The following is a 22572-nucleotide window of genomic DNA, read 5'->3' on the forward strand; positions in this document are numbered from 1 at the left end:
CGGATCGCGTACCGGAGGTTCCCGACGTGCTCAGCAAGCTGCCCGACTCCTGGCAGGCCGCCATCGGCGGGGAGTCGGACAAGCCCTACTTCCAGCAGCTCACCGCCTTCGTGGAGGCCGAGCGGGCGGAACACCGGATCTACCCGCCGCGCGAGGAGGTCTTCGCCGCGCTGGAGGCCACCCCGTTCGACCGGGTGAAGGTGCTGATCCTCGGCCAGGACCCGTACCACGGCGCGGGCCAGGGCCACGGGCTGTGCTTCTCGGTCCGCCCCGGCGTGAAGATCCCGCCCTCCCTGCGGAACATCTTCAAGGAGCTCAAGGACGAGTTCGGCTACCCCGTACCCGACAACGGCTACCTGATGCCCTGGGCCGAGCAGGGCGTCCTGCTGCTCAACGCGGTGCTCACCGTCCGCGAGGGCGAGGCCAACTCGCACAAGGGCAAGGGCTGGGAGAAGTTCACCGACGCCGTCATCCGCGCGCTCTCCGACCGCGAGGACCCGGCGGTGTTCGTGCTGTGGGGCAACTACGCGCGCAAAAAGCTGCCGCTGATCGACACCGCGAAGCACACCGTCATCGAAGGCGCCCACCCCTCCCCGCTGTCGGCCAAGCTCTTCCTCGGCAGCCACCCCTTCGGGCGGATCGACGCGGCGGTCAAGGCCCAGGGCCACGAGCCGATCGACTGGCGCATCCCGGACCTGAAGCAGGACTGAGCGGCCGCGGGAGGGGGCCGGCCGCTCAAGGCCCCGCCCGCAGCGTGCTGGTTCAACGTCCGTACACCTGGCGGCACATGGTCCGCGCCGGACTCGGCTCCCACGTGCCGTAGGACTCGCCCATCGCGCACACGTCCTTCATCCGCAGGGTGCCGCTCGCGCTGGGCACGGGCCCGCGCGGGCGGCGGGCGCCCTCGGCGCGGGCCGGCGGCCGGGCCGAGGGCGCGGTGCGGGGCGGCACCGAGGCGGCGGCCGGCGGGGACAGCGCCGGGCGCGCGGCCGGCGCCGGATGCCCGTCCGGACGCGCTCCGGGCGCCGAAGGGCTCGCCACCCGCAGGTCGTTCGCACGGTCCGGCAGGCTCTCCGGCACGGCGGAGGGCTGCTGCGGGGCCCGGCGCGGGTCGGGCGGGGCGGAGACGGTCGTGCAGCCGGCGGTGGCGGACACCGCGAGCACCAGCACCACGAACGCGGGGAGTCGACGCACCCCGCCACTGTCCCGCACCCTCCCGCTGACCTGCCATTCCCCGCAGGAGTGAGCCCCGTATGCTGCGGTGGACGCCGCCCGCCACCGCACCACCGCCGCGCCGGGCCCGGCGCCCACCGAGGACAGGAGCAGGCATGGCAGGCAGCGCCCTTTTGCGGATCGGCGTCATCGGACTCGGCGACATCGCGCAGAAGGCGTACCTGCCGGTGCTGGCCGCGCAACCCGGCCTCGAACTCCACCTGCACACCCGCACCCGCGCCACCCTGGACGCGGTCGGCGACGCCCACCGCCTGCCGCACCGGCACGCCACGCTCGACGCGCTGCTGGACCAGGACCTCGACGCCGCCTTCGTGCACGCCCCCACCGCCGACCACGTCGCCATCGGCCTGCGGCTGGTCGAGGCCGGCGTCCCGCTCTACGTCGACAAGCCCCTCGCCTACGACCTGGCGGGCGCCCGCCGCCTCACCGAACGCGCCCGCGAGCGGGGCGTCCCGCTGATGACCGGCTTCAACCGCCGCTACGCGCCCGGCTACGCGCAGTGCCTGGACCACCCGCGCGACCTGGTCCTCATGCAGAAGAACCGGATCGGCCTGCCCGACGACCCGCGCACGGTCGTCTTCGACGACTTCATCCACGTCGTCGACACCCTGCGCTTCCTGGCCCCCGGGCCCGTCGAGCAGGTGCGGGTCTCGGCCCGGGTGCGCGAGGGGCTCCTGCACCACGTCGTGGTCCACCTGTCCGGCGACGGCTTCACCGCGATCGGCTCGATGAACCGGATGAGCGGCTCCACCGAGGAGAGCCTGGACGTCAGCGGCGCCGACACCCGCCGCCAAGTCCTCAACCTCGCCGAGGTCGTGGACCACAAGGGCCAGCCGACCGTCCGGCGGCGCGGCGACTGGGTGCCGGTGGCCAGGCAGCGCGGCATCGAGCAGATCACCCTCGCCTTCCTCGACGCGGTCCGCACCGGCAAGCCCCTGGACGGCGCCGACGCGCTGCGCACCCACGAGCTGTGCGAGCGGATCGTCGCCGAGATCACCGCGGCCGCATAGGAGGCCGGGGCGCGACCGGGGACCCGGCGTCGCTCAGAGGTCGGTGGTGCGGCCGAGCACCGGCGCGGGGGTGCGTACCGCCCGCAGCCGGTGGACACCCGCGTAGGCGCCCGCCGCCGCGAGCAGCAGCAGCGCGAGGTGCGGCACCCAGTCGCCGAACCGCACGTACGGGCTGGTCCCGGTCGCCAGCGGCACCTCGTACACCGCCGAGGTGCTGCTCGCGGTGCCGATCCGGTGCCCCACCGGCCGCCCGTCCGGGCCGTAGACCGCGCTGATGCCGGTGAGCGTGGCGTGCACCATCGGCCGCCAGTCCTCCGCGGCCCGCACGGCGGCGAGCGAGGCGTGCTGCGCGGGCGCCCAACTGTGCTGGAAGGACGACGTAGAGGACTGCGCGACCAGCAACTGCACGCCGTCGCCGGCGAGATGGCGGCTCATGTCGGGGAACGCCGACTCGAAGCAGACCAGCGGCCCGAAGCGCAGCGAGCCGGTGTCCATGACCACCTGGCGGGTGCCGGGCCTGCGGTCCTGCCCGGCCGCCTTGCCCACGGATGTCGCCCAGCCCAGCAGCGGCCGCAGCGGGATGTACTCGCCGAAGGGCACCAGCCGCATCTTGTCGTACCGCGGCCCGGTGACGCCGTGCGGGCCGACCAGGACCGAGGTCTTGGAGATGCCGGTGCCGTCGGCCCGCTCCGCGTCCACGTTCACCAGGACGTCGGCGCCGACCGCGCGGGACAGGGCGGTGAGCCGGGCGGCGGTCGCGGGATGGTCGGCGAGATCGACGCCGACGCTGCTCTCGCCCCAGACCACCAGGTCGGGGTGGGTGCCCGCGAGCGCGCGGGTCAGCTGCTCCTCGCGGGCGAAGCGCGCGTCGGGCCCGGTGATCACGCCCGGCTGCACCACGGCGACCCGCACCGAGCCGGTACGGTGCGGCCGCGGCGCCCACAGCCACACGCCCGCGGTCACCACCGCGACGGCCAGCAGCGCGGCCAGCGCACGCCTGCGGGCCCGCGGCAGCGCGACCAGCACCGCCAGGCAGGTGTTGACCAGCACCACGGCGAAACTCACCAGCCACACCCCGCCGATCGAGGCGAGCCGCAGCGCGGCCGGCACCTGCCACTGGCTCGCCCCCAGCAGCCCCCAGGGCCCGCCGAGGTACTGCCAGGAGCGCACCAGCTCCACCATCAGCCAGCCGCACGGCACGAGGACCGAAGCCGCGAGGGGGGAGCCGCCCGCGCCGAGCAGCCGGTGCACCAGCCGGCCCCAGGGCGCCCACAGCGCGCCCAGCAGCAGCGCCAGCACGACGAGGAAGACGTTCAGGCTCGGCAGCAGCCAGTGGTGCACGGCGAGCATGAAGCCGGCGCCGCCCAGCCAGCCGTCGAGGGTGGCCCGGCGGGCGGTGGGCGCCGAGCGGATCAGCAGCAGCCAGGGCACGAGGGCGACGTACGCGAACCACCACAGCGAGGGGGCGGGGAACGCGAGCGCGGGCAGCGCGCCCGCCGCGGCGGCGACCGGCCCGCGCACCCACCCGGAAGCCAACCGCGCCCGCGCCGGCCCGGCCTCCGCCCGCACCCGCGCCCCGACGGTGACCGCCATCAGCCCTCCTCACCTCGCCCGACCCTCCCCCCATCCTGCCCACCCGCGCCTGCCGTCGAGCGTGCCCCGCGCCCCCGATCCGTTCCGCGGCACCCCCGAGGGTGACCGGCGGCGGCAGACGGGCGTGTCCGGCATCGTGTTCCGCAGGCCGGGGTGCCCTGCCTGCCTACGGCGGCGCGGACCCCGAAGGCACGCGGCTTGCCGGCCGCCGCCGATCCGGCGCGGGCCCGCCGTCGTCCGCCGGGGCGCGGCTGCCGGTGAGGGTTGCGGGCGGTGATCCCGGGCGGAAACGGGGCTCAGGGCCCCTCGGAGCCGTTCTCCGCCGCCGCGCGGGCCTCCGCGGCCACGGTGCGCTGGCGGGTCGTGACCACGAAGGCGGCGCCCAGGGCCGTCGCGGTGAAGGCGCCCGCGATGACCCAGGGGCGGTCCAGGCAGTGGCCGGTGACCGCGTCGAGGGAGAAGCGGCCGGGGCCCGCCAGGCCCAGGGCGGCCGCGGTCCAGCCGAGGAAGGCGGGGTGCTCGAAGCCGCCGGACATGGCGAAGAAGCCGGCCGGCGCGTGCACCGAGACGGCGCCGGCCATCGCGCCCGCGGCCGCCGCGCCCGCCGCCGGGGTGGCGAAGCCGAGCGCCAGCAGGGCGCCGCCGCCCGCCTCGCCCAGGCCCGCGGCCAGCGCGGCCTGCCGGCCCGGGCGGAAGCCCATGTGCTCCATGGCGCCCGCGGTGGCGTCGAGCCCGCCCCCGCCGAACCACCCGAAGAGCTTCTGCGCCCCGTGCGCGAAGAGCACGGAGCCCGCGCCGAGCCGCAGTGCGAGCAGTCCAAGATCCTTGCGGCAGTCCGCGCCCATGGCCGCGTCCTCTCCTCGCCCGGCCCGCCCCGTCACGGCGGACCTCGTCCTGCCCAGTGTGGGCGGGTCCGTCCCGATCACGCCGTGCCAGGCGGTCTGTCCGGGCGACAGGGAGGCGACGGGCGGGCGGCGGGTGGGCGAAGGGGCAGGTGTGGGCGCCCAGGGCGGCAAGGGGAGCACCCGTCGCGTCTTCCCTCGGGGGTGCGAGGGGCCCGCATCCTGAGCACCCGCGGCCGGGAGGAAGGCCCGTGGCCCCCGGCCGGGTCCGGGGGAGCGGCCCCGCACCTTGACGAAAGGAACGGTCGCGTACGCGGCAGGGTGCAAGGAGGAGCCCACCCCGGCAACGGGACGGCCCGGAGCCCCACGGCCGGGTCGGGGGAGCAGCCCCGCACCCGGTCAGGCCCCGGCGCCCCCGGCACCCTCGGCGCTCACTGTGCTCACTGACCTCATGGCAGCCGGTTCCACGCCGTCAGCACATGGCGCCCGTGCTCGGTGCCCAGCCGGCTCACCGTGCCGGTGGCGAGCTGGAAGAGGGCGCCGTCGGCGGGCGGCAGGCCGAGGCGGCGGGCGGTGAGCACCCGCAGGAAGTGGGCATGGGCGACCAGCACCACGTCGCCGCCGTCCCCGTTGGTGAACGCCGCCTCCACCCGGGCGAGCACCCGGTCGGCCCGCTCGCCGATCTGCTCGGGCGTCTCACCCGGATGGCCTTCGGGCCCCGGGATCACCCCGTCGGTCCAGATGTCCCACTTCGGCCTTGTGCGGTGGATGTCGCGAGTGGTGACGCCCTCGTAGCCGCCGTAGTCCCACTCGTGGAGGTCCGGGTCGAGGCGGACCCGGTCCAGACCGGCCAGCTTCGCGGTCTGCTGCGCGCGCTGCATCGGGCTGGAGATGACGCACCACACGTGCCGCGAGGCGAGCAGCGGGGCGAGCGATCTGGCCTGGTCCTCGCCGTGCTCCGTCAGCGGCAGGTCGGTGTAGCTGGTGTGCTGACCCGACAGCGACCACTCGGTCTCGCCGTGCCGGATCAGGACGAGTTCGCCCATGGGACACCTCCCGCGGCGCCGTGCGGCGCCCTTTTGCGATCATATGCGGTCGGCTCGCACCGGTCGGGTGCGTGCCGCCGTTCGGAGAACCGTAAGAGGCGCGAAAGGCTTCCCCTCACACGGCGTCAGTACGATGAGGCGCGCGGCAGGGGGAGCCCGCGGCGCCCGTCAGCAGCGCCGCACCCGCCCGCAGTCCGACAGCGACCAGCACAGGAGCCGGTATGAACGACGCACCCCGCACGTACGACGTGGTCGTGATCGGAGCGGGCCCCGTCGGGGAGAACGTGGCCGAGCGCACGAAGGCCGCGGGCCTGTCGACGGTGGTCGTGGAGAGCGAACTCGTCGGCGGCGAGTGCTCGTACTGGGCGTGCATGCCGAGCAAGGCGCTGCTGCGGCCGGTGATCGCCCGCGCCGACGCGCGCCGGCTGCCGGGCCTGAGTCAGGCCGCGGCCGGGCCGCTGGACTCCGCCGAGGTGCTGGCCCGCCGCGACTCCTTCACCTCGCACTGGAAGGACGACGGGCAGGTCGGCTGGCTGGACTCCGTGGGCATCGATCTGGTCCGCGGCCGCGGGCGGCTGGACGGGCCGCGCCGGGTGGTGGTCGACACTCCCGGCGGTGAGAGCGTGGTGCTGCAGGCGCGGCACGCGGTCGCGGTCTGCACCGGCACCACCGCGGCGCTGCCCGACCTGCCGGGCCTGGCGGACGTGGAGCCGTGGACCAGCCGGGAGGCGACCAGCGCCAAGCAGGTGCCCGAGAGCCTGGTGGTGGTCGGCGGCGGCGTGGTGGCCGTGGAGATGGCCACCGCCTGGCAGGCGCTGGGCTCGCGGGTGACCGTGCTGGTGCGCGGCCGGGCGCTGCTGGAGCGGATGGAGCCCTTCGTCGGCGAGCTGGTCGCCGACGGGCTGCGCGAGGCCGGCGCCGATGTGCGCTTCGGGGTGTCGGTCGCCTCGGTGCTGCGCGAGGGCCGCCAGGTCCGGGTCGGGCTGGACGACGGCGGCGAACTCACCGCGGACGAGATCCTGTTCGCCACCGGCCGCCGCCCGCACACTGGCGGGATCGGCCTGGACACCGTGGGGCTCGCCGACGGCGGCTGGCTCGATGTCGACGACACCTGCCGGGTCACCGCGGTCGAGGACGGCTGGCTGTACGCGGTCGGCGACGTCAACCACCGGGCGCTGCTGACCCACCAGGGCAAGTACCAGGGGCGGATGGCGGGCGCGGCCATCGCCGCGCGGGCCAAGGGCGAGCCGGTGGACGACCGGCCGTGGGGCGCGCACGTGGCGACCGCGGACGCGGCCGCGGTGCCGCAGGTCGTCTTCACCGACCCCGAGGTCGGTTCGGTGGGCCTGAGTGCCCAGGAGGCCGAGCAGGCAGGGCACCGGGTGCGGGCGGTGGACTACGACCTGGCGCAGGTCGCGGGCGCGAGCCTGTACGGCGACGACTACCGCGGCCGGGCCCGCATGGTGGTGGACCTGGACCGCAACGTGCTGCTCGGCGTCACCTTCGTCGGCCCCGGGGTCGGCGAGCTGCTGCACTCGGCCACCGTGGCGGTCGTCGGCGAGGTGCCGGTCGACCGCCTGTGGCACGCCGTCCCCTCCTACCCGACGATCAGCGAGGTGTGGCTGCGGCTGCTGGAGACCCTGCGCGGCTGACCCCCGCCCCTGGCCGCGCCCGCCCGGTGCGGGCGCGGCTCAGTGCCGCAGCGCCGGTAGAGCGCGGTGAGGTCCGAGGAGAGACCGGCCTTGACGATTCCGGGGGGCGACTGTCGTATGTGTCGCCCTTTGCCCTACCGTAGACCGATCGGTTTCCGATGTCGAGCCGGCGCGCTAGCCTGGACGGCATGACCACGACCCCGCCGCAGGCCCCGAGCCCGTCCGCCGCCACCGCGTCCGCCCCCGACGCCAAGGCGTCGCCCCGGGACCGGCTGCTCGACGCTGCGGCCGACGTCTTCTACCGGCACGGCGTGGCGACCGGCATCGACGCGCTGTGCAAGGCCGCGGGCGTCTCGAAGCGCTCGATGTACCAGCTCTTCGCCGGCAAGGACGAGGTGCTTGCGGCCGCCCTGGAGCGGCAGGTCCCGCGGCTGGACGCGCTGCTGCTGCCCCCGCCGGGCGAGCCCGCCGAGCCGCGCGAGCGCATCCTGCACGTCTTCCGGCAGCTGGAGCGGGCCGCGGCCGACCCCGGCTACTGCGGCTGCCCGTACCTGTCGGCCCAGGTGGAGCTGAAGGACCCCGGGCACGTGGCGAGCGTGGTCGCCGCCCGGGCCAAGCAGGGCATGACCGACTTCTTCCGCGCCGAGGGCGAGCGGGCCGGTGCCGCCGACCCCGCGCTGCTCGCCCGCCGGCTCACCCTCGTCTACGACGGTGCCGCCGCCCGCGCCGGCATCGGCGTCGAGGAACTGGACGGCCTCGCGGTCACGACGGCGGCCGCGCTGCTGGACGCGGCGGGGATCACCGAGGCGGCCTGAGCCGTACCTCGCCGGCTTTCTTCGCCGGCCCACCGGGTGGGGGCGCAGGCCTCGGGCGCTCCGGCCGGAGCCCGTTGACGGGGAGTCAGGTGCGGCCGGAACCGCGTGGCGGCCCGTCCACGATGTGGTCGGCCCTTTGACCGCTTTCCGTCCGCCCGGTTACGTTGCGCCCCATGAGGTCGGTCTGGCACCACGAGGCCGCGGGGCGGCAGCCGCACAACCCGGCCTCCGGCATCGCTTCGACGGCCGCCCGGTGACGGGCCGTACCGGTCGCGAGAAGGCCGACCCACCCGTATCCTCCGCGGAGGAGTCCGCGGCATCCCCGAGTCCCCGGAACCCGGGGCAGGACGGCGCCGGCTGGGTGCGGCGGCTGGGCGGCTACTGCATGCGCCACCGCGTGGACGTCTACCTGTCCTTCGGTGCCGCCATGACCGCGGCCGTGGCCACCGCCATCCTGCCGCTGGTGCTGCGGCACGTCGTGGACCGCGTCGCCGACGGCCGCACGGGCGCACTCACGCTGTGGACCGCGGTGCTCGCCGGGCTCGGCGCGATCCGCTTCGCCGCCGGTTTCACCCGCCGCTTCACCGCCGGCCGGCTCTCCCTGGGCGTCCAGTACGACCTGCGCAACGACGCCTTCGCCGCCCTGCTGCGGCTCGGCGGCGCCCAGCAGGACTCCCTGCGCACCGGCCAGATCGTCAGCCGCTCCATCTCCGACATCACCCTGATCCAGACCCTGCTGCAGTTCCTCCCCAATATGGCAGGGAATGTCCTGATGTTCCTGGTGTCGCTGGCCTTCATGGCGTGGCTGTCACCGATGCTGACCCTGGTCGCGCTCGTGGTCGGCCCGCTGCTGTGGCTGATCGCCCTGCGCAGCCGGCGCGACCTGTTCCCGGCCAACTGGCACGCCCAGCAGCAGGCCGCCGAGGTCGCCTCGGGCGTGGAGGCCACCGTCACCGGCGTGCGCGTCGTCAAGGGCTTCGGGCAGGAGCAGCGGGAGCTGGCCGGCCTCGAGGAGCGGGTGCGCCGGCTGTTCGCCTCCCGGCTGCGAGTGGTGCGCTGCACCAGCCGCTACAACCCGGCGTTGCAGGCCGTCCCGGCGCTCGGCCAGGTCGCCGTCCTCGCCCTCGGCGGCTGGCTCGCCCTGCACGGCCGCATCTCGCTGGGCACCTTCCTCGCCTTCACCAGCTACCTCGGCTCCCTCGTCACCCCCGTCCGCCAGGTCGCCACCCTTCTGACGGTCTGGCAGCAGGCCAGGGCCGGTACCGAGCGGGTGCTGGAGGTCGTGGACGAGCAGCCCGCCATCGCCGACCGGCCCGGCGCCGGCACCCTGCCCGACCGGCCGCCCACCCTGTCCTGGCAGGACGTCACCTTCGGCTACGGCCGGACCCCGCTGCTGGACGGCTTCAGCCTCGACATCGCCGCCGGCGAGACCGTCGCCCTGATCGGCCCGGCCGGCTCGGGCAAGTCCACCGCCGCCGCCCTCCTGCCGCGCTTCTACGACACCGCCGCGGGCCGGGTGCTGATCGGCGGCCACGACGTGCGCGACCTCACCCTGGACTCCCTGCGCTCGCGCATCGGCTTCGTCTTCGAGGACAGCGTGCTGCTCTCCGACACGGTGCGCGCCAACATCGCCTACGGGCGGCCCGACGCCACCGAGGAGGAGATCCGCGCCGCCGCCCGCGTGGCCCGCGCCGACGAGTTCGTGGACCGGCTCCCGCAGGGCTGGGACACCGTCGTCGGCGAGCAGGGCCTCACCCTGTCCGGCGGACAGCGCCAACGGGTCGCCCTGGCACGGGCGTTGCTCTGCGACCCGGTGGTGCTCGTCCTGGACGACGCCACCTCCGCGATCGACGCCCGGGTGGAGGCCGAGATCCACACCGCCCTGCACGACGCCGTACGCCGCCCCACCACCTTGATCATCGCCCACCGCCGCTCCACTCTGGAACTCGCCGACCGCATCGCGGTGCTGGACGGCGGACGGGTCGTGGACACCGGCACCATGGACGAACTGCGGGCCCGCTCCGCCCTGTTCCGTTCGCTGCTGTCGGCGCCCGAGGTACCTGAGCCGCACCCGGCGCCCGCGGGAGGCTCCGGCGAGAGCGCCGCCGCGGCCGAACCGGCCGCCGTCACCGCCCACTTGTGGCGCCATCCGGACACCGCGGACACCGGGGACGCCGAAGGCCCCAACGAGGCCGCCGCCCTGCGGGCCGCCCAGGCCGTCGCCCTCAGCTCCGCCACCGCCGGCCGCGGCCGCGGCGTCCTCGGATCGGCCCCGCCCACACCGGAGTTGCTCGCCGCGCTGGCCCGCATGCCGCTGCGGCCCGCCGATCCGAAGGTGCCGGCCGAACGTGCCCGCGCCGCCGACCCCGACTTCGGCCTGCGGCCCCTGCTGCGCCCCTTCCGGCTCCCGCTCGCTCTCGGCCTGGCCCTCGTCGGGCTCGACGCGCTCGCCCAGATCCTGCTGCCGGTGCTGGTCCGGCACGGTGTCGACGCCGGCGTCGCCCGCCACTCCGGCAGCGTCCTGCTGACCGCCGCGGGAGCCGCGGCCGCCGTGGTCCTGGCCGACTGGGCGATCAGCGTCGCGCAACTGCGCACCACCGGCCGTACCGGCGAACGCCTGCTCTACACGCTGCGGGTGAAGACCTTCGCGCAACTCCAGCGCCTCGGCCTGGACTACTACGAGCGCGAACTCGGCGGCCGGATCATGACCCGGATGACCACCGACGTGGACGCCCTGTCCAGCTTCCTGCAGACCGGCCTGATCACCGCCGTGGTCTCGCTGCTGACCGTCCTCGGCGTGCTCGTCACCCTGCTCGTCATCGACGCCGGGCTGGCCCTGGTGCTGCTGGCCGCCCTGCCGCTGCTCGCCGCCGGCACCGTGGTCTTCCGCCGTCACTCGGTGCCCGCCTACCACGAGGCCCGCGAGCGGGTCAGCGCGGTCAACGCCGCCCTCCAGGAGAACGTCACCGCGATCCGCGTCACCCAGGCCTTCCGCCGGGAGAGTCGCAATGCCCGCGACTTCGCCGCGCTGGCCTGGTCCTTCCGCGATTCGCGGCTGCGCGCCCAGCGCTACATCGCCACCTTCTTCCCCTTCGTGGAGTTCCTCGGCGTGGTGGCCACCGCGTGCGTGCTCGCCGTCGGCGCGGGCCAGGTCCGCTCCGGCACCCTCACCGCGGGCACCCTGATCGCCTTCCTGCTCTACGTCGACCTGTTCTTCTCGCCGATCCAGCAGTTCTCGCAGGTGTTCGACGGCTACCAGCAGGCCGCCGTCGGGCTCTCGCGGCTGCGCGCCCTGATGCGCACACCCACCGGCACACCGGTCGCCGAACACCCGCTGCCGGTCGGGCCGATCAGGGGCGAGGTCGTCCTCGACGGCGTCTCCTTCGCCTACGCCGGCGGCGGCCAGGAGGTACTGCACGCGGTGGACCTGCGGATCGCGCCCGGCGAGACCGTCGCGCTGGTGGGCGCCACCGGTGCGGGCAAGTCCACGGTCATGAAGCTCATCGCCCGCTTCTACGACCCCACGTCGGGCTCCGTCCGGGTGGACGGCCACGACCTGCGCGAGCTGGACCTGGCCGGGTACCGGCGGCGGCTCGGGGTGGTGCCGCAGGAGGCCCACTTGTTCAGCGGTACCGTCCGCGACGCCATCGCCTACGGGCGGCCCGAGGCCGGCGACGCCGAGGTGGAGGCCGCGGCGCGCCGGGTCGGCGCCCACGAGATGATCGCCGGCCTGCCGCTGGGATACCTGCAGCCGGTCGGCGAGCGGGGGCGCAACCTGTCGGCGGGACAGCGGCAGTTGCTCGCGCTGGCCCGGGCCGAACTCGTCGATCCCGACGTACTGCTGCTCGACGAGGCGACCGCCTCGCTCGACCTCGCGACCGAGGCGCGGGTCACCGCCGCGACCGAGGCGCTGAGCCGCCGCCGCACCACCCTCGTCGTCGCGCACCGGCTCACCACCGCGGCCCGCGCGGACCGGGTGATCGTCCTGGACCACGGCACCGTGGTGGAGAGCGGCACCCACGCCGCTCTCCTCGCCGCCGCGGGGCCCTACCGACGACTCTGGGACGCCTTCCGCCACCAGGGCGCTGCCGCTACGGTGGACCAGCTCAGCGACTCCTTTTGAGCGGGGAGGGTTCCTCGCCGCGGGGGTTCCGCGCGTTCCCGGCCGCGGGCCGGTCGGTGGTTGCTCGCGCAGTTCCTCCCCCAGAGCTTCGCCTGGGAGGTACCCCCAGCGCCCCTTCGGCGTCGCGTGTGCCCCGATCTCGCCGTTTCCGGCCGCGGGCCGGTCGGTGGTTGCTCGCGCGATTTCTCCCCCGGAGCTTCGGCTGGGAGGTACCCCCGGTGCCCCTGTGGGGGCTTGCCTTTGGGGCGCGGGGGTTGGGGGCGTCGGTGGGGAACCGTGTGGGGGGTCAGGGGGTTCGGGCGGACCAGGCGGATGCCAGGAGGGACTGGGAGCGGACGCGGTCCTCGTGGGAGTGGGTGATCGTGGTGAGGAGCAACTCGTCGGCCTGGGTGGCGGCCTGGAGCGCGCGCAGGCGGGCGACCACGGTCTCGGGAGAGCCCACGAACTGCGTGCGGACGCGGTCCTCGACCAGCGCCCGCTCCTGCGGTGTCCACGCGTGCTGCGCGGCCTCCTCGGGCGAGGGGAAGGGGATCGCGCCGCGCCCGGAGCGGATGCTGTGCACCCACAGCCCGTACGGCGAGGCGAGGTGCCGGGCGGTGGCGTCGTCCTCGGCGACGACGACGTCCGCGGACACCAGCACGTAGGGCCGGTCGAGCACCTTGGACGGCACGAAGGCCGCCCGGTAGGCCTCCACCGCCTCCAGCACGGCCGCCGGGCTGACGTGGTAGTTCGCCCCGAACGGCAGGCCGAGCGCGCCCGCGGCCTGGGCGCTGGCCCCCGCGCTGCTGCCGAGCACCCACAGCTGGAGGTCGGCGCCCTCGCCGGGCAGCGCGCGGGCGGGCAGGCCGTCGGCGGTGCGCAGGTCGCCGCGGATCAGCGCCTGGATCGTCTCCACCTGCTCGCGGTAGTCCGGCACCTCGGCCCCGGGGTAGTGCACCAGCTCGGTGTAGCGGGCGAGCAGCGGCGAGCCGATCAGCTGGGAGAAGTCGAACGGCTTGGGGATCAGCAGCCCCTCGGGCGTGGTCCGCTCCTCGGTGTGCCGGGGCGCCACCCGGCCGGCGGCGGCCGGGTCTGCCGGGCCGCCGTCCGCCGCCGGCTTCGGCTTGCGGAAGCCGGTACGGCCCAGGCCCAGGTCGATCCGGCCGGGGAAGAGCGCGTCCAGCAGGCCGAACTCCTCGACCACCGACAAGGCGGTGCGGTGTCCGAGCTGCACCGCGCCCGAGCCGACCCGTATCCGCTCGGTCCGCGAGGCCACCAACTGGATGAGCAGGGCGGGGGAGATGCCCGCGACACCGGTGGCCAGGTGGTGCTCGGCGAGCCAGTAGCGGGCGTAGCCGGCGGCCTCGGCGTGCTGGGCGAGGTCCACGGTGTTGCGCAGCGCCTGCGCCGGGGTGGAGCCGGAGCTGATCGGCGACAGGTCGAGCACCGACAGCGGCACCGGGCCGGTGCGGGGGCCGTCGGGGAGCGGGAACTGCGGGCTCATCGGGTGCCGCCTTCCTGGGATGCGGGAGCCGCGGGCTGCGCGGGCGCGGCCGGTACGGACGGCCGCTCCGTGGGGCTGAGGGGGGCCGGGCCCCAGGGCCACGGCGGGTCGGGGATCTCCTTGCGCAGCACCGGCGCGATCTCGGACTGGAAGAGCTCCAGTGCCGAGCGGTGCTGCGCCGCCGTCAGGCCGCTCGCGTCCGCGTGCAGATGGAGCACGGTGTGCCCGAACTGCTCGTGGTAGCGATGGACCTTCTCCACGATCTGCTGCGGACTGCCGATCAGCGCCGAGCTGCGCTCCACGAAGTCCTCGAGGGTGGGGAAGACCGGCTGCAGGCCGAGCCGCCGCTGGAAGGCCAGGGTGCCCTCGAAGACCGGCCGGTAGGCCGCCAGCGCCTCCTGCGAGGTGCGGGCCGCGTAGTAGCCCGCGGTGCCGGCGCCCACCGCGGCCAGCGCCGGGTCGTGCCCGTAGTGCGCCCACCGCTCCCGGTAGTGGCGGACCAACTCGGCGTACGGCTCGATGGGGTTGGTGACGTTCGCCGAGAACAGCGGGTCGCCGTAGCGGGCGGCCAGGTCCACCGACTCGCGGCTGGTGGCGCTGCCGTGCCAGATCCGGATGGGCTGCTGCAGCGGGCGCGGCCACACCTCGGCGTTCTCCAGCGCGGGCCGGAAGCGCGGGCTCGCCGTCACCGTGTCCTGCCGCCAGATCCGCCGGAAGAGCTCGTAGCTCTCGGCGTTGCGGTCCCACTGGTCCTCCGCGGTCACCGAGAACAGCTCGCGCTGCGCCGAGCCGTTGCCCTTGCCGATGATCAGCTCCAGCCGGCCGCCGGAGAGGTGGTCGAGGGTGGCGTAGTCCTCGAAGGCGCGCACCGGGTCGAGCAGGCTGAGCGTGGTGACGGCGGTGAAGAGCCGGATACGGGAGGTCAGCGCCGCGATGTGGCTGAGCACCACCGGCGGCGAGGAGGAGATGAACGGCCGCTCGTGCCGCTCGCCGACACCGAAACCGTCGAAACCCAGCTCCTCGGCGAGCAGCGCGTTGTCGACCACCTCACGGAACCGGTCGGCGGTGGGGACCTGCACGCCCGTCACCGGGTCGGGCGCGTGCACGATGAGCGTGATGGCGAGGAACCTCACGACGCCTCCTCCTGCCGCTCGCCCGGCTGCGGGGTGCGCAGGCCCAGGTGGTCGCGCAGGGTGGTGCCCTCGTACTCGGTGCGGAAGACCCCGCGCTCCTGCAGCAGCGGCACCACCTTGTCGGCGAACTCGTCCAGCCCGCCGGGGGTGATGTGCGGCACCAGGATGAAGCCGTCGCTGGCGTCGGCCTGCACGTACTCGTCGATGGTGCGGGCCACGGTGGCGGGCGAGCCGACGAAGACCTGGCGGGCGCTGGTCCTGATGATCACCTCGCGGATCGAGAGGTTCTCGGCGGCGGCCAGTTCGCGCCACTCGCGGGCGACGGCCAGCGGGTCGCGCACCTGCCGCACGCTGGCCCGGCCGCGCGCCACGGTGTGCTCGCCCGGGTCCGGGTCGATCTCCGGCAGCGGCCCCTCGGGGTCGTAGGCCGACAGGTCCCGGTTCCACACCTGCTCCAGCAGTTTGATCGCCGTCTGGCCGCTGACCTGCGCCCGGCGCACCTCGTGCGCCCGCTCGGCGGCCTCCTCGTCGGTGTCGCCGAGGACGAAGGTGGCCGCGGGCAGGATCAGCAGGTCCCGCGAGGTGCGGCCGTAGGCCGCGAGCCGGCGCTTGACGTCCCGGTAGAACGCCTGGCCGTCCGCCAGTCGGGCGTGCCGGCTGAAGATGGCGTCGGCGGAGCGGGCGGCGAACTCCCGGCCCTCGTCGGAGTCCCCGGCCTGGAAGATCACCGGCCGGCCCTGCGGGCTGCGCGGCACATTGAAGCGGCCCTCGATGGAGAAGTGGTCGTCCTTGTGCTTGAAGGCGCCGGCCGCGGGGTCGGACAGGAAGCGGCCGGAGGCCTTGTCGGCCACGATCTCGTCGCCCCGCCAGGAGTCGAACAGCTCCTTGGCGGTGGACAGGAACTGCTCGGCCCGCGTGTAGCGCTCCTCGCGCGGCAGGAAGCCGCCGCGCCGGAAGTTCTCGCCGGTGAAGGCGTCCCATGAGGTGACGACGTTCCAGGCGGCGCGGCCCGCCGACAGGTGGTCCAGGCTGGCGAACTGCCGGGCCACCTCGTAGGGCTCGTTGAAGGTGGAGTTGATGGTGCCGGCCAGGCCGATGCGGCTGGTGACGGCGGCGAGCGCGGCCAGCACCGTGAAGGTGTCGGGGCGGCCCACGACGTCCAGGTCGTAGATCAACCCGCCCTGTTCGCGCAGCCGCAGGCCCTCGGCGAGGAAGAGGAAGTCGAACTTCGCGCGTTCGGCGGTCTGCGCGAAGCGCCGGAAGGAGGCGAACTCGATGTGGCTGCCGGCCGCGGGGTCGCTCCACACCGTGGTGTTGTTGACGCCGGGGAAGTGGGCCGCGAGGTGGATCTGCTTGGGGCGCCGCTGGTCGGCGCTGCTGGCGGTGGTCATGGCGTGGCGGTCCTCCGGCTCAGGCGCGGGCGGCGGCGGTGGCGTAGCGGTTGGCGGGGCGGGGCAGGCCGAGCAGCCCGCGCAGGGTCGCGGCCTCGTACGACCGGCGGAAGGCGCCGCGCCGCTGGAGTTCGGGCACCAGGCCGCGGGTGATCGCCTTCAGGTCGCGGTCGGCGTCGGCCGGGCGCAGCCGGAAGCCGGTCAGGCCCGCGGCCCGCAGGTCCAGCAGCAGGTCGGCCAGGCCGCGCGGGGTGCCGGCGAAGACGGGCGCGTCGCTGGTGTACGGCTCGTCCAGCAGGCCGTCCAGCCGCTCACGGCGGGCCTGGGCGGCGCCGGCGTCCTCGTCGAGGAAGACCAGCACGTCGCCGAAGACGTGCAGGCGCTCCGCCGACCGTCCGGCCTCCTGCTGCTCCTGCCGGATCTCGGCGACGATCCGGGCGGCGTGCCCGGCGTCCTGCGGCGTCACGAAGCCGATGTCGGCGGAGCGGGCCACCAGCCGGTAGGGCACCGAGGCGTGCGCGAGCGCGGCCACCGGCGGCTGCCCCTGCGGCGGGCGCGGGGTGATGGAGGGGCCCTTGACCTTGAAGAACCGGCCCTCGAAGTCGATGTAGTGCAGCTTGTCGCGGTCGATGAAGCGGCCGGTGGCGGCGTCGCGGATCTCCGCGTCGTCCTCCCAGCTGTCCCACAGCCGGCGCACCACCTCGACGTAGTCGGCGGCCTCGTCGAAGAGGTCGGCGATCAGCTGCTGCACCTGCGGGGCGTTGAAGTCCCGCTCCGGCAGCGGGGGGAACTCGCGGCGGCCGAAGTGCGCGGCCACGTGCGGCTGCGGGGCGATCTGCACCCGCAGGCCCGCCCGGCCGGTGCTGACGTAGTCCAGCGTGGCGACCGCCTTCGACAGGTGGAAGGGCTCGGTGTGGGTGGCCACCAGGGTCGGCACCAGGCCGATCCGCTCGGTCAGCGGGGCGACCCGGGCCGCCACGAGCACCGCGTCGAGCCGGCCGCGCACCTGGTCGGTGCGGTCGTCGGGGGCGAAGGGGGAGGCGGACTGCGGCGCGAGGGAGTCCTCGAAGGTGACGAAGTCCAGCAGGCCGCGCTCGGCCTCCCGCACCGCGTCGGTCCAGTAGCCGGCGTCGAACAGCTCGCGCGGGCGTGCGTCCGGTTCCCGCCAGGCGGCCGGGTGCCAGCCGGCGTCCTGGAGCGCGACGGCGAGGTGCAGCGGCCCGTCCGCGGGGTCGGGGCCGCCGGCGGCGGAGGGGTCGGAATCGGGGGAGGAAGCGGAGGTTTCGGACATGCCCGTGGTGCCTTTCTCGTACGACCGGAGGAAGGACGCGGCCGGGCGGCGCACGGGCCGGCCCGCGGGCGGGCAGGGGGGTGCGCGGGGTACGGCGGGCGGTACGGGTGCCGGCGGCGTCGCGGGGGAGTGCGGTCAGCCGCGACAGAGCGCGCCGGCCACCCGCTGGAGGTCGATGTGCTGGCGCCCGTACAGATGGACGAGCCGGCCGCGCCGGGTCAACGTGCGTACGGCGGCCGCCGGGAAGGTGGGAACGGTGCCTGCTGCGGCTGCGCCGGCGGTCCCCTCGGCGGGGACGGGGCCGGGCCTGCTGCCTGCCGGCACTGCCTCCACCCCCTGTCCGCACGAACCGTGCACCTCCGTTGACGCTAACTCCCCCCGCCGGGCCGCGCAATCCCCTCTTTACGGCGCGGACTCCTCTCCGGCGGTCCGGCTTCCCGCCGCGGGCGGGCGGCCCACCCGGGCGAGCCCCACGAGCGCCGCGGCCGCGAGGACGATGACGAACAGCGCGTAGACGCGGGTGGTGCCGATCAGGCCGCCGCCGTGCACGACGAGGAATCCGGCGGCCACGGCGGGCACGCCCATGCCGAGGTAGCAGACCACGAAGAGCACCGACAGCACGCCCGCGCGCTCGTGCGGCGCGGCGAGCGGGACGACGGTGCGCATGCCGCCCTGGAAGCCCGCGCCGAAGCCGACGCCGGCCGCGACGGCGCTGACGAAGAAGCCCGCGGTCGACGACGCCTCGACGGCCGCGAGCGTGCCGAGCGAACTCGCCGCCAGCAGCCCGGCGCCGAGGAGCATCACCGAGCGCGGCGGGGTCCGGTCCAGCGCGAGGGCGGTGAGCGAGGCGACGAAGGCCAGGACGAACAGCCCCGTCCCGCCCATCACCACGGACGTCGAGCCCGACAACTGCCGTACCAGCGCCGGCGCGAGCGAGCCGTAGAAGCCGGCGAGCGCCCACACGGCGAACAGCGCCGGCGCCGCCGCGAGCACCGGTCCGCGCAGGCCGCGCGGCAGCGCCAACTCCGGCACCAGAGCGGCCCGCAGCCCGGGCTTGCGGCCGACGGTCTCGGGCATCAGGGCGATCCCCGCGGCCTGCACGGCGAACACGCCGATGAGGAGCACGTAGATCAGGTGCGTGGGCGCGGGCAGGTACTGGACGACCAGCCCGGACAGCAGCGCGCCGGCTCCGGTGCCCATGCCGGGCGCGGCGGTGTTCGCGCGGGTGCCGCGCACCCGGTCGATGTCGAGCATCGCCGCGCCGAGGGCGCCGAGCGCGCCGCCGGTGGCGATGCCCTGGAGCACCCGCCCCGCGAACAGCTCACCGGTGCCGCCGGCCGTGGCGAACACGGCCATCGCGAGGATCTGGAGCGCGAGGGCGGCCAGCAGCACCGGCCGTCTGCCGAGGTGGTCGGAGAGGCGGCCCAGCACCAGCAGCGCCACCAGGACGGCGATCGCGTACACGCCGAAGACGACGGTGGTCGTGATCGGCGAGAAGTGCCACGCGGCCGCGTAGACCGCGTAGAGCGGCGTGGGCGCGCTCGACGAGGCCAGGAACGACACGACGATCGAGGCGAGGAGGAGCAGGCTCGCGGGGCCGGGAGTGCGCGGGGCGCGCAGGGCTTCGCCGCCGCGCCGGACGGTCTCGGTCGTCACAGGGCGCCCCCGCACACGGGACGGCGCAGGGCGCGGGGGTGAGGTCCGGCAAGGGGATCGGGCCTGGTGGAGGGATCGATTCCGGTCATGGCAACCAGGCTCGTTCCGGTGGCCGCGAAGGGCGAGTGGCAGATGTGCCCACTTCCGTTAGGATTCTGCCATGGAACGGAACCATGGCCGCTGAGGCCGTCCACCGGGTCGCGGTGCTGGCGCTGGACGGGGTGGCCCCGCTCGACCTGGCCATCCCACTGCAGGTCTTCCGCCCGCGCGAGGAGACCCCGTACGAGGTCACCCTGTGCGGAGTGACCGAACAGATCGCCGCCACCACCGGATTCGCACTGCTGGCCAACGGCGGGATGGCCGAGGTCCGCGCCGCGGACACGGTGATCGTGCCGGGGTACGACCCGCCGCTGCGGGAGATGCCGGCGTCCGTGCTGGATGTCCTGGCCGAGGCCCTCGACCGGGGCCGGCGGGTGGTGTCGATCTGCACCGGCACCTTCGCGCTGGCCGCGGCCGGCCTGCTGGACGGGCGCCACGCCACCACCCACTGGCAGTACATCGACGACCTGGAGCGGGAGTTCCCCGCCGTGCGGGTGGACCGCGACGTGCTCTACGTCGACGAGGGAGAGGTGCTCACCTCGGCCGGGGTGTGCTGCGGCATCGACCTGTGCCTGCACATCGTGCGGCGCGACCTGGGCGCGGCCACCGCCAACCAGCTCGCCCGCGGTCTGGTCGCCGCACCGCACCGCGACGGCGGGCAGAGCCAGTTCGTGCCGGCACCGGTCGCCACCAGCGGGGACGCCTCGCTGGCCGGCACCCGGGCCTGGGCCCTGGAACGGGTCGGAGAGCCGCTCACCGTCCCCATGCTGGCGCGCCACGCGGGCATGTCGGAGCGCTCGTTCATGCGCCGGTTCGTCGAGGAGACCGGTACGACGCCGCTGCAGTGGCTGGTGGGGGCCCGGCTCGGCGTGGCCCGCGAACTCCTGGAGACCACCGACCACTCGGTCGACCAGGTCGCGCGGGACTGCGGCCTCGGTACGGCGGCGAACCTGCGGCTGCACTTCCGCCGTGCCCTGGACACCACCCCCACCGCCTACCGCCGCGCCTTCACCCGCTGACGGCGCCCCTCTGCCGACTCCGGCGCGGCGTCGGGCCGGCGATCTTCGAGGAGGGGGAGGGCGGCTCAGCGGTCCGCGACCGCGGTTACGGGACCCGGATCATGCGGAAGACCGTGGTGACGCGCTGGGTGAAGCCCAGGGACTCGTAGAGGCGGATCGCCGAGGTGTTGGCCGCCGCGGCGTGCAGGAAGGGCGTGTCGCCGCGGGCGCCGATGCCCGCCGCGACGTGGCGGATCAGCCGCGAGGCGAAGCCGTGGCCGCGGTATTCGGGGTCCGTGCAGACCGCGCTGATCTCCGTCCAGCCCGGCGGCCGCAACCGCTCGCCCGCCATGGCCACCAGCGCCCCGTCGCGGCGGATGCCGACGTAGGAGCCCATTTCCACGGTCCGGGGCAGGAAGGGCCCGGGGCGGGTGCGGGCCACCAGGTCCAGCATCTCCGCGGCGTCCTCCGGGCCGAGCGCCACCGCCTCGGGGTCGGTCGCACCGCGCAGCGTCGTCGCCACCATCTGCACGCCCGGGATCGCCTCGCCGCCGCCCCAGCCCTCGGGCAGCTCGGGCACGCCCGCCAGGGTCAGCGCCGTGCCGGACCCGAACAGCTCGGCGAGGTCCGCCCAGGCCCGCGGGTCGGCGGGGTCGGCGATCGCGGCGATGGGCGAGACGTCGTCCTGGTAGCGGGCCGCGAGGCCGACCGTCTCGGCGAACCGGCGGTGCGCCCCGGTCAGCGACGCCCACGCCGGGTTGTCCAGGACGTGGCCGCCGTGCTCCTGCTTGGCCGCCGGGGCCGCCACGGCGGCCACAGCGATCGCGGAGGCCGGCGGATCGTGCGGGGTCTGAAGGCTGGTGGACATGTCGCGGTGACACTCCGTTCGGGGTAGGCGTGGTGCGGGTGCGGCTGTGGAGGACAACGCCCGGCCCGGCCGAGGAAATCCCGCTGCCGCCCCCGCACCCGGGAGCGAAAGGCGCGTTCCCGGCGAACCGCCCGTGATCCAGGTCACGCCGGCCGGCCCGTACGGTCGGGCCGGCGCGGGCCGCGACCGGACGTGAACGGTCGCGGCCCGCGCGTCCGCGGCCGGTCAGGAGTTGCCGAGTGGCAGCCCGGGCGGGTTGATCCGCGAGCTGGGCAGCCCCTCGTCGGTGAGGTTCCAGGCGGCCAGCCACTTGGCGTACTGGCCGTTGTCGATCAGGTGGTTGATGGCGTCGGCGACCGGCTTGACCAGGCCGCTGTCCTTCTTGGTGGTGCCGCAGATCAGGCCCTGCAAGGTGGCGCCGGCGCCGGAGTAGGTGCCCGCGCTGCGGGTGGCCTGCGGGGTGCCCGCGGTGGTGGCGTCGTGGTAGGCGACGCCCGGATTGGGCGCGAAGTAGGCGTCGATCTTGTGCGAGTTCAGCGCCAGGAAGACGCTGTTGTTGTCCTGGTAGTACTTGACGTCGAGCTTCTTGCCCTCGGCCTTCAGCTTCTTCTGCCACTCCAGCAGGATCTTCTCCTGGTTGGTGCCCGATCCCACGGCGACCGTCTTCCCGGCCAGGTTCCGGTAGTCGCCGCCGAAGTTCCAGGGGTCGTCCTTGCGCACCAGGAAACCGAGGTTGTCCTTGCGGTAGCAGGCGAAGTCGTACTTCTCCTTGCGCTGCTCGGTGTCGGTGATGTTGGAGAAGCCCACGTCGGTGCGGCCGCTGTCGATGCCGACGAAGAGGTTGTCCCAGGTGGCGTTGGTGAGCACGGGCTTGAGGCCCAGGACGGCCGCGACGAGGCGGCCCAGGTCCGGCTCGGAGCCGGTGAGCGTCTTCTGGTCGGTGCCCACGTAGCCGATCGGCGGCGAGCCGGAGGGCAGGAAGCCCAGGCCGACGACGAGTTGGTTGCGGTCCCGCACCGCCTTGGGCAACTCGGCGCGGATCGAGGCCACTTCGGGCACCTTCAGGGTGGTCTCCTTCGCTGCGCCGTTGGACAGGGCGCCGACGACCACGGTGTCCTTGGCGGTCGCCGCGGCGGGCTTCGCGCTGCCCGGGCCGTCGTCGCTGCCGCAGGCGGCGAGGCCCAGCAGCAGCGCGCCGGCGGCGGCTGCCGCGAGGACGGGGCGTGCTCCCGGGCGCGGGACGCGCGCGGGGCGGGGGGCGGAACGGGGCATGGCTGCCTTCCTCGGATTCGGGCGGTGCGAACGGACGTGCGGGCCAATGGGATGCGCGGGTGGGCGG

Annotated in this window: 18 protein-coding genes; 6 read left to right on the top strand and 12 right to left on the bottom strand. The window is 74.9% G+C overall.

What is annotated here, in order from left to right; all coding sequences use genetic code 11:
- Window positions 1–26: 26 nt before the first annotated feature.
- Window positions 27–710 (top strand): uracil-DNA glycosylase, encoded by a 684-nt coding sequence (ung, locus tag BLR33_RS25905; RefSeq protein ID WP_093787022.1) that lies wholly within the window; start codon window positions 27–29, stop codon window positions 708–710.
- A 52-nt stretch (window positions 711–762) separates the two neighbouring features.
- Here the strand turns inward: ung and BLR33_RS35325 are convergent, their stop codons facing one another.
- Window positions 763–1194 carry a hypothetical protein gene (locus BLR33_RS35325; RefSeq protein ID WP_176930481.1) on the bottom strand — a complete coding sequence of 144 codons (432 nt, stop codon included), beginning with the start codon at window positions 1192–1194 and terminating at the stop codon, window positions 763–765.
- A gap of 152 nt (window positions 1195–1346) precedes the next feature.
- Between BLR33_RS35325 and BLR33_RS25915 the strand changes: the two genes are divergently transcribed.
- On the top strand, window positions 1347–2243 hold the full coding sequence (locus BLR33_RS25915) for a Gfo/Idh/MocA family protein (protein ID WP_176930499.1): 897 nt from the start codon (window positions 1347–1349) through the stop codon (window positions 2241–2243).
- Window positions 2244–2276: 33 nt separating this feature from the next.
- On the opposite strand, the gene lnt is transcribed toward BLR33_RS25915, so the two are convergent.
- From lnt to BLR33_RS25930, 3 genes are all read right to left on the bottom strand, one after another.
- Window positions 2277–3836, bottom strand: coding sequence for an apolipoprotein N-acyltransferase (gene lnt / locus BLR33_RS25920; protein WP_093787025.1), 1560 nt, complete (start codon window positions 3834–3836; stop codon window positions 2277–2279).
- Between the two features lie 296 nt (window positions 3837–4132).
- Window positions 4133–4681, bottom strand: a complete 549-nt coding sequence (locus BLR33_RS25925) for a DoxX family protein (RefSeq protein WP_093787026.1) — start codon at window positions 4679–4681, stop codon at window positions 4133–4135.
- A gap of 446 nt (window positions 4682–5127) precedes the next feature.
- Complete coding sequence (locus BLR33_RS25930; RefSeq protein ID WP_093787027.1) at window positions 5128–5724, bottom strand: histidine phosphatase family protein; 597 nt, start codon at window positions 5722–5724, stop codon at window positions 5128–5130.
- Window positions 5725–5945: 221 nt separating this feature from the next.
- Between BLR33_RS25930 and BLR33_RS25935 the strand changes: the two genes are divergently transcribed.
- The 3 genes from BLR33_RS25935 (at window position 5946) to BLR33_RS25945 (ending at window position 12314) form a co-directional block, all read left to right on the top strand.
- The gene (locus BLR33_RS25935; protein WP_093787028.1) at window positions 5946–7376 is read left to right on the top strand and encodes a dihydrolipoyl dehydrogenase family protein; all 1431 of its coding nucleotides are present in this window, start codon (window positions 5946–5948) and stop codon (window positions 7374–7376) included.
- A gap of 188 nt (window positions 7377–7564) precedes the next feature.
- Window positions 7565–8191 carry a TetR/AcrR family transcriptional regulator gene (locus BLR33_RS25940; RefSeq protein WP_093787029.1) on the top strand — a complete coding sequence of 209 codons (627 nt, stop codon included), beginning with the start codon at window positions 7565–7567 and terminating at the stop codon, window positions 8189–8191.
- A gap of 253 nt (window positions 8192–8444) precedes the next feature.
- Window positions 8445–12314: an ABC transporter ATP-binding protein gene (locus BLR33_RS25945; protein ID WP_456049202.1), complete on the top strand. Its 3870-nt coding sequence runs from the start codon at window positions 8445–8447 to the stop codon at window positions 12312–12314.
- Between the two features lie 286 nt (window positions 12315–12600).
- On the opposite strand, the gene BLR33_RS25950 is transcribed toward BLR33_RS25945, so the two are convergent.
- The 6 genes from BLR33_RS25950 to BLR33_RS25970 all read right to left on the bottom strand — a co-directional run bounded on the left by BLR33_RS25950 (window position 12601) and on the right by BLR33_RS25970 (window position 19268).
- On the bottom strand, window positions 12601–13797 hold the full coding sequence (locus tag BLR33_RS25950) for an LLM class flavin-dependent oxidoreductase (RefSeq protein WP_093787030.1): 1197 nt from the start codon (window positions 13795–13797) through the stop codon (window positions 12601–12603).
- On the bottom strand, window positions 13794–14930 hold the full coding sequence (locus BLR33_RS25955) for an LLM class flavin-dependent oxidoreductase (RefSeq protein ID WP_093787031.1): 1137 nt from the start codon (window positions 14928–14930) through the stop codon (window positions 13794–13796). Before BLR33_RS25955 ends, BLR33_RS25950 begins: the two co-directional genes overlap by 4 nt.
- The gene (locus BLR33_RS25960) at window positions 14927–16321 is read right to left on the bottom strand and encodes an NtaA/DmoA family FMN-dependent monooxygenase (RefSeq protein ID WP_093787032.1); all 1395 of its coding nucleotides are present in this window, start codon (window positions 16319–16321) and stop codon (window positions 14927–14929) included. Before BLR33_RS25960 ends, BLR33_RS25955 begins: the two co-directional genes overlap by 4 nt.
- A gap of 19 nt (window positions 16322–16340) precedes the next feature.
- Entirely contained in the window at window positions 16341–17612 is a 1272-nt protein-coding gene (locus tag BLR33_RS25965; RefSeq protein ID WP_093787033.1) for an LLM class flavin-dependent oxidoreductase, read from the bottom strand.
- Window positions 17613–17747: 135 nt separating this feature from the next.
- Window positions 17748–17969 carry a putative leader peptide gene (locus BLR33_RS37185; RefSeq protein ID WP_407639725.1) on the bottom strand — a complete coding sequence of 74 codons (222 nt, stop codon included), beginning with the start codon at window positions 17967–17969 and terminating at the stop codon, window positions 17748–17750.
- Between the two features lie 45 nt (window positions 17970–18014).
- On the bottom strand, window positions 18015–19268 hold the full coding sequence (locus BLR33_RS25970; RefSeq protein WP_245771669.1) for an MFS transporter: 1254 nt from the start codon (window positions 19266–19268) through the stop codon (window positions 18015–18017).
- Between the two features lie 173 nt (window positions 19269–19441).
- Here BLR33_RS25970 and BLR33_RS25975 point away from each other — a divergent pair, with 173 nt between their 5' ends.
- Window positions 19442–20386: a GlxA family transcriptional regulator gene (locus tag BLR33_RS25975; RefSeq protein WP_093787034.1), complete on the top strand. Its 945-nt coding sequence runs from the start codon at window positions 19442–19444 to the stop codon at window positions 20384–20386.
- A gap of 85 nt (window positions 20387–20471) precedes the next feature.
- Here BLR33_RS25975 and BLR33_RS25980 read toward each other — a convergent pair whose 3' ends face one another.
- Together BLR33_RS25980 and BLR33_RS25985 are read right to left on the bottom strand one after the other, a co-directional pair.
- Window positions 20472–21233, bottom strand: coding sequence for a GNAT family N-acetyltransferase (locus BLR33_RS25980; protein WP_093787035.1), 762 nt, complete (start codon window positions 21231–21233; stop codon window positions 20472–20474).
- Between the two features lie 225 nt (window positions 21234–21458).
- A complete protein-coding gene (locus BLR33_RS25985; RefSeq protein ID WP_093787036.1) occupies window positions 21459–22505 on the bottom strand; it encodes an ABC transporter substrate-binding protein in 1047 nt (348 codons plus the stop codon).
- Between the last annotated feature and the right edge of the window lie 67 nt (window positions 22506–22572).

Origin of the sequence: Actinacidiphila guanduensis, from assembly GCF_900103985.1 — a bacterium.
GTDB classification, from domain to species: domain Bacteria; phylum Actinomycetota; class Actinomycetes; order Streptomycetales; family Streptomycetaceae; genus Actinacidiphila; species Actinacidiphila guanduensis.

Coding starts and splice junctions, on each gene's coding strand:
- BLR33_RS25965 (WP_093787033.1), bottom strand. CDS start 17,612: ATGTCCGAAACCTCCGCTTCCTCCCCCGATTCCGACCCCTCCGCCGCC.
- BLR33_RS25930 (WP_093787027.1), bottom strand. CDS start 5,724: ATGGGCGAACTCGTCCTGATCCGGCACGGCGAGACCGAGTGGTCGCTG.
- BLR33_RS25950 (WP_093787030.1), bottom strand. CDS start 13,797: ATGAGCCCGCAGTTCCCGCTCCCCGACGGCCCCCGCACCGGCCCGGTG.
- BLR33_RS25980 (WP_093787035.1), bottom strand. CDS start 21,233: ATGTCCACCAGCCTTCAGACCCCGCACGATCCGCCGGCCTCCGCGATC.
- BLR33_RS25985 (WP_093787036.1), bottom strand. CDS start 22,505: ATGCCCCGTTCCGCCCCCCGCCCCGCGCGCGTCCCGCGCCCGGGAGCA.
- BLR33_RS25975 (WP_093787034.1), top strand. CDS start 19,442: ATGGCCGCTGAGGCCGTCCACCGGGTCGCGGTGCTGGCGCTGGACGGG.
- BLR33_RS25960 (WP_093787032.1), bottom strand. CDS start 16,321: ATGACCACCGCCAGCAGCGCCGACCAGCGGCGCCCCAAGCAGATCCAC.
- BLR33_RS25935 (WP_093787028.1), top strand. CDS start 5,946: ATGAACGACGCACCCCGCACGTACGACGTGGTCGTGATCGGAGCGGGC.
- BLR33_RS25940 (WP_093787029.1), top strand. CDS start 7,565: ATGACCACGACCCCGCCGCAGGCCCCGAGCCCGTCCGCCGCCACCGCG.
- BLR33_RS25925 (WP_093787026.1), bottom strand. CDS start 4,681: ATGGGCGCGGACTGCCGCAAGGATCTTGGACTGCTCGCACTGCGGCTC.
- lnt (WP_093787025.1), bottom strand. CDS start 3,836: ATGGCGGTCACCGTCGGGGCGCGGGTGCGGGCGGAGGCCGGGCCGGCG.